Origin of the sequence: Chitinophaga japonensis (assembly GCF_007830125.1) — a bacterium.
Classification (GTDB): Bacteria; Bacteroidota; Bacteroidia; order Chitinophagales; family Chitinophagaceae; genus Chitinophaga; species Chitinophaga japonensis.
The window spans coordinates 1497940-1504109 of record NZ_VLLG01000003.1; the positions used below are offsets into that span (position 1 = coordinate 1497940).

General features: G+C 53.1%; 4 protein-coding genes. 2 read left to right on the forward strand and 2 right to left on the reverse strand.

Translation table 11 applies throughout. The features are described 5' to 3' along the window. Positions 1-12 precede the first annotated feature (12 nt). Entirely contained in the window at positions 13-231 is a 219-nt protein-coding gene (locus LX66_RS15140) for a hypothetical protein (protein WP_145714940.1), read from the forward strand. A 10-nt stretch (positions 232-241) separates the two neighbouring features. On the opposite strand, the gene LX66_RS15145 is transcribed toward LX66_RS15140, so the two are convergent. Beyond that, positions 242-1051 carry a 3-keto-disaccharide hydrolase gene (locus LX66_RS15145; protein WP_145714942.1) on the reverse strand — a complete coding sequence of 270 codons (810 nt, stop codon included), beginning with the start codon at positions 1049-1051 and terminating at the stop codon, positions 242-244. A gap of 39 nt (positions 1052-1090) precedes the next feature. After that, complete coding sequence (locus tag LX66_RS15150; protein ID WP_145714944.1) at positions 1091-2332, reverse strand: DEAD/DEAH box helicase; 1242 nt, start codon at positions 2330-2332, stop codon at positions 1091-1093. Positions 2333-2677: 345 nt separating this feature from the next. On the opposite strand from LX66_RS15150, the gene LX66_RS15155 reads away from it, so the two are divergent. Further along, positions 2678-6170: choice-of-anchor D domain-containing protein (locus LX66_RS15155; protein ID WP_158642647.1), on the forward strand; the 3493-nt coding region annotated here is incomplete at its 3' end.

Here is a 6170-nt window from a genome sequence, read left to right on the forward strand (position 1 = left end):
AAACGCCACCTTATGCTTACCAACATGTATTTCTCCGTAGCCGCCGCCACTGCCTACCTGGTGATATACTGCATTTTGCTGCAGGTGGAGCGGCTGCAATGGCTGGCATTCATCATGCTTATCCTTTCTCCCTTTGTGCTTTGCCGGATGATATATATTATCCTGAAGCACGGCCGCTATACCGGCCGGGAGCTGTTGGAGGACGAAGAATACGGGTACGGGGACTATTAACCCGGTAATATTATGGTTGCTGCTTGACCGTCCCTTCCAGGTTCATGATCCTGATGTTCCTGAAGTCGATCTCCTGGCCCTCGCTTTGCAAGGCAATGTATCCTGAAGACAACACCTTACCGTCCTGTTTCTGTTCCGGGTCATACCGGTTTACTACCGGCCCGCCGATCTGTGGTTTTGAATAGCGTAGCACGGTGTCTCCGTTAATAATATGCGTGATCAGCGAATCGCCCAGTACGATCAGCTCCGCCTGTATCCACTCGTCCTTGTCATAGGTTTTGGAGCTGGAGTTAATACAATGGCGGGTGTCCAGCTTGCCCTGGTATACCACGTGGGTGCCGGGCGAGCACATATTGCCCGTTGGGCGGGGCTGCCCGTCGTCCAGGCCGGCCAGGAACTGCATTTCAACGGAAACGGGCCAGTCCTGCTCTTTAGGCATGGTGCGCGGGTCCTGGGAATGGTACATCACCCCGCTGTTCAGCAGGGTATAGGAGGGCGCGGTTTTTACCCACTGACCGGTAAAGCGGTATTCAAGTTTGAGATGGTAACAGGAAAAGGGTGTTTTATAGTAAAGATGGCCGAACTGCTCGTTAAAGTCGCCATATTGATCGTAGCGTACCTGGATCATATTGTCCTGTGCGCGGAAGGTGTTCCCGAAATTATCACCGGTTTCATGATGATGGATCTTGACGATCCAGTCATTGATATCCTTACCGTTGAATAGCGGGATCCATTTTTCCTGCGCCCGGGTGGAATGTGGAAATAAGAGGGTAACCAGCAGCAGGGTTACCAGTGCACGCGGAATATTCTTGCCTGTCATAATGCATGTTAAGTAGCCTGCTTTAAATATAGGGAGAAATTATTTCTTTTTCTTTTTCCGTTTGTTCTCCTTCAGGGCTTTTTCATGCTGTTCTATCAGCAGTTGCCAGTTTTCGTTGGGTACTTCTTCCGAGAAGGCGATGGTTGCGCGGTAATCGCTTTTATCTATTTGCATCACCTGTATCTCTTTCCCGAGAAAGGTTTGTATCTGTTCCAGGATGGGCTTTTCCTCCTTGCTGCAGAAGCTTACGGCCTGGCCTTTCTGTACGCCCCGGCCGGTACGGCCTACACGGTGCACATAGTTTTCCGGCTCGTCTGGCAGGTCGTAGTTCACCACATAGTCTACATTGGGAATATCGATGCCACGGGCGTTGACATCCGTGGTGATCAGCACCTTGATGCTTCCTTTTTTAAATTCCTGCATTACGGAAAGGCGGTCGTCCTGCTCTTTTCCTCCATGCATGGTCAGGCTTTTGATGCCTACCCGGTCCATGGCGGCGGCTACGCGCTCCGCCCGCACTTTGGTGCGTACAAACACCAGTATTTTATTTTCCGGGAATTCCCTTACAAGTCTTTCGAGGAAGAAGCGTTTATCATCCATTTCCACGAAAGCAACCGAGTGCTGTACATTTTTGGATACCGGGTCGTCCGGCGATATCTGGATACGGATCGGGTTACGAACGATGTCATAGGCGAGGTCCTTGATCTCCGCATTGATGGTGGCGGAAAAGAACAGGGTCTGGTGCTGCCGGGGCAGGTGCCGGATCACGTCGCGTATATCGCGGATAAAGCCCAGGTCCAGCATCAGGTCCGCCTCATCCAGGATAAGCGTCCGGACATGGCGCAGGTCCAGGTGGCCCTGGCTGATGAGGTCGAACATACGGCCGGGCGTAGCGATCAGTACATCCACGCCTTTGTCAAGTTTCCTGATCTGGCTCTCCTGTTCCACGCCGCCTGTGAGGGCCATGATATCCACCCGGGTATACTTACCGATCTGTTTGAACACATCAGCCACCTGGATGGCCAGCTCGCGGGTGGGCTCCATTACCAGGCATTTTACCTCCCCCTTTGTGCGGGAGCGGCTTTGCTGATGCAGCAACTGGAGCACGGGAATGGCGAAGGCAGCGGTTTTGCCGGTGCCGGTTTGTGCAATGGCCAGTACGTCATCTCCCTTCAAAATGGAGGGAATGGCCTTGTATTGTATATCTGTAGGGCGTTTAAAGCCCAGCTCGGCCAGGCTTCTTTTAACCTCTTCTGCAAAACGGTATTGTTCAAACTTCATGAGGGGACAAAGGTACCTTAATTTTCGATGCGTGTTCCGGGCGCTCCACCGGCATCATTGAACATTATATTCAAAAAATATTTAACGTAATAGGAAATTATATATATATTTGCAGGTTATAGGACCGGTGGTAACCTATTATCACATTAGATGTGATATACAGGATCAATAACCATTTATACTCCCCTGCTCCCATCTTACCAGTGACAATGAGTTATTCCCTGTGCCTATGATTACCGGCAGCCCTGTGGCCGTCGCCTATCCGCTATATCTATGAAAGTAAGTATCGTAAGGGGCTTATTAAGCGTCTGCTTGATATTTTCCTCACTATTGGCATTTGGCCAGATGCCCTTCAGTCCTTGTAGCCCCAGTGGCGGTAAAAAGGCTGACCTGCTGGGGGTAGAAGCCAAATACAAGGCGCCCGGAGCGCCGGCGCCTGTTTTCAACATTCCCGCCGGCACCCGGTCCATCAACGTTTACATATCTTCGGAAACCGGGATCACTTCCGGGGGCGACAATGCGCAGGGGGATGAAGATTTCATTACCATCAACGCCATTATCGACCTGTCGGCCAATACTTCCTCCGGTTATGTGAACTACGCCAAAAACACCAATACCGACGGCTCGGGCACAAACGTATACGGGTGGCAGAATGCCCCGCTGGGCGCTTTCATACCCGCTGCCAGCAAAGTAGGGGATGCCACCCCTGACCTGAATAACGTGAACTTTTCCGTTTCCGGCAGCACGCTTACGATCACGGAAAGTGTTACCACCACGCACTCCTCCTACTACCTGGAATATACGTCGCCCTACAATAACTCGCTGAACCCGCTGGAACCGCAGGTACAGGCATTGGTGCACGGCACGGCTACCGCCAATACAGATTTGCTGGTGCCTATTCCGGCGGACGCTGACATCATCTGCATCTCCGGCAAGGGCACCAATTCGAGCGCTACCGATCTGAATACTTCGAGCGGCACGGAAGAAGGATACGCCAACCTGCGCTTTACCATCGACCTGGATGCCGGCCTGACAGACGGGTTTATCACCCTGGCCAATGGCGGGTCTGTGGACAGGCGCTCCACCTACGTGATCAACAACCTGCCCGCCACTTCCACCGTGGATTTTCTCAGCTCCTCCGCTATTACCGGCGACTACACCGGTAAGCTGACCAGCCAGGGAGCAGTAGGGGTATTCAATCCCCGGATATATGTGGCCGGCGCTAACCTGGTTATCCGGCGCGATGCCAGCTATGCCCGCGATTTTGACGACGCTTACGTGGTGGAGTTTTACCGGAGAGCAGGGCAGGGCATGAGTGCCGAGTTCATTAATTCCGATATCCAGGTCATTCCGAAAGGGATCAGCTCTACTACCGGCGTTACCAGGACCTTTACCATTCCGCCGGGCACCAATGCCATGTACCTGAATGAGACCGGCAATGCCTGTAACACGGACCGGGAAAGCAATGAAAACTCCCTGGCCGCCTATGCATATATAGACCTGACCACGGAAACAGCGACAGGATATTTTTACCAGCAGGTGGGACTGGATGGCGCTACAAGGAGGGACGATAATTTTGCCTTTAAGGGCGTGCCGCTCAACAACAGCAGCACCCGTTCCCATGCCAATACCGTGGGATTCAAAGGCCCAAGCAACTACGATATTTCCTTTTCACTATCTGCCGACAAAACACAGTTAACCGTTACGAACAAGACCGGCCTGGGCAACCCCCACTATCAATTCCTGTTATCCATGGATTATTTCGGGGCGCAGCCGGACATTGCCTTTGATGTTTCTAACATTACCTTCAGCAAAGGCAGTACCTGTAACGTGGTAAGGGCCAATGTGCAGGTGTGCAATCCCGGGTCGGGCAACAGCAGCGGGGGGATGCCGGTATCCTTCTATCATGGTGATCCTACCAGTGATCCGGCCGCGGTGCTCCTGCATACGGGCGCCTTTGACCAGGACATTAATGAAGGCGCCTGCAAGACTTTCAGCTACGATATTGACCTGGCTGGTTTTAATAACCTGGATATTGACCTGACGATCATCATCAATGACAATGGCAGCTTTGTGCCCGGTGGGGTGGGCCATGCCGTAGGCACTCCTTTCACCCTGGGGGCGCTTGCCAGCCAGCACACCGGTTATAAGGAATGTTATTATGATAACAACCTTGTTACCAAAACAGTAGATGTAAATAACTGCCCGGTGGTGAACCTGGACCCGGATAACAGCTCCGGGGCTGCCGGCAATTATAACTACCTGAATTATTTCAATGCAGGTGGTGCGGGCGCGAAAATTGCAGACGCGGACCTGGATATCGTGGACCCGGATGCAGGGGATATACATGGTGCTGTGATCTCCCTGACCAACCTCCTGGAGCCGGGTAGCGAAGGGCTCTTTGTCAATGGCGCACTGCCCGCAGGTATGGTTGCTACGGGCAGCGGCACCGGGACGATCACCCTGTCCGGCCAGGCCTCGCAGGCGGACTACATTGCTGCCCTGAAGATGATCGAGTACCGGAACTCCAATGGCTCTCCCAATACCAGTAACCGGACCATCACTACAGCGCTGAACGACGGTATAGAAACAGGACCGGCGTCCACTACGACCATTGTGATCGTTACCGACCCGCGTATCAATGTTACCGGCAACGGTACGCAGATAACGGATAACAGCACCACGGTAAGCGTGGTGGACGGGACGGACTTTGGTACTACTACCAGCGGTATAGTGGCGCATACCTTTTTCATTCATAATGTCGGCACGGGCGTCATTAACCTGACGGGTACACCCGCTGTGCTTGTTGTCTCCGGTGATCCCGGTTTTACCATTACGGCGCAGCCGGCCCTTACCGCTATTGCTATTGGCGGCAGTACAGATTTCGTCATCAGCTTTGATCCTGCAGCTCACCCGGTGGGCGTGTATACTGCCGTGATCCGTATCGAGAATAATGATGCCGATGCTGACAGGGCGGACTACACTTTTACGGTTTCCGCCATCGTCAATAACCTGCCGGTGCTGACCAATAGCACCGTGTACGGACCCGAGGATAACACGCTTACCTTTTCGGCCACCGATTTTACGGCTCATTATACCGATCCGGATGGTACGCCCTTGAGCAGCATCAGGATCACCAGCCTGCCGCTCAACGGCAGTTTCCGTTTGAGTGGCGTTGTTATTACGGTGGGACAGGAAATACCTGCTTCCCAATTGGGCAACATCACGTTCACACCTACCGCCAACTGGAACGGCAGCACTGGCTTTGACTGGCGGGCATCGGACGGTATTTCTTACTCAGCCGCCGCCCGTACCACTATCAACATTCAGCCGGTAAATGACGCTCCGCAGATCTCGGTACCTACCAGTGTAGCCGTTACGGAAGATGTACCAGCTACACTGAAGGGTATTTCCTTTGCGGATATTGATGCTGCTACCGGCCTGGTAACGGTTACTTTCACCGTTCCTGATGGCTCACTGGGCGCCGTTTCCGGATCCGGGGTAACCGTCGGCGGTACGCCGGGCGCGCTGGTGCTGAGCGGCACCCTGGCGGATATTAATGCTTTCCTGTTTACCAACAAGCTGACCTATTCCTCCTCCCAGGATCCGCCTGCGTCGGTAATACTGACGGTAAATATTTCGGACAATGGAAATACCGGTTCGGGTGGAGCTTTACAGGACACCAAAACTGTTACCCTGGGTATCACCCCGGTGAACGATGCGCCCACCGGTACAGGAGATATGCAAACGACGCCTGAGGATATACCTATAAGTGGCGCTGTATCCGGTTCAGATGTGGATGGTGATGCTTTGTCTTACAGTAAGGGAAGCGATCCTG

Coding starts and splice junctions, on each gene's coding strand:
- LX66_RS15150 (WP_145714944.1), bottom strand. CDS start 2,332: ATGAAGTTTGAACAATACCGTTTTGCAGAAGAGGTTAAAAGAAGCCTG.
- LX66_RS15145 (WP_145714942.1), bottom strand. CDS start 1,051: ATGACAGGCAAGAATATTCCGCGTGCACTGGTAACCCTGCTGCTGGTT.
- LX66_RS15140 (WP_145714940.1), top strand. CDS start 13: ATGCTTACCAACATGTATTTCTCCGTAGCCGCCGCCACTGCCTACCTG.